This window comes from Halomonas sp. SIMBA_159 (assembly GCF_046536035.1).
Lineage (GTDB): Bacteria > Pseudomonadota > Gammaproteobacteria > Pseudomonadales > Halomonadaceae > Vreelandella > Vreelandella venusta_A.
In genome coordinates, this window is sequence record NZ_JAWJBT010001485.1 from 1 (window position 1) to 240 (window position 240).

Consider the following 240-nt stretch of genomic DNA (forward strand, 5'->3'; position numbering starts at 1 on the left):
GCCGAGTGGGTCCGGACGGCCGTCCGTGCCGGGGCTCTGGAGTCGATCCGGCGCAGAGCCGCGTCCGGGCGCCTGCTGCTGGCCGCCGTCGGGCCGATCACGGCCGCCCCACTCGGCGGCACCGGGTGCGGAGGTGAAGAGGACGGCGTCGACTTCACCTGCGCCCGCCTGCACGACGGACCGGCGCACGACCTGGGGGTCCGGCGGCGGCCCCCAGCGATACACGGTGATGCTGACCAC

At 76.2% G+C, this 240-nt stretch carries 1 protein-coding gene; it reads right to left on the reverse strand.

Annotated elements, in window-relative coordinates; all coding sequences use genetic code 11:
• The coding region (locus R0J87_RS24170) for a hypothetical protein (protein WP_498889582.1) at positions 1-240 on the reverse strand (240 nt) is incomplete at both ends.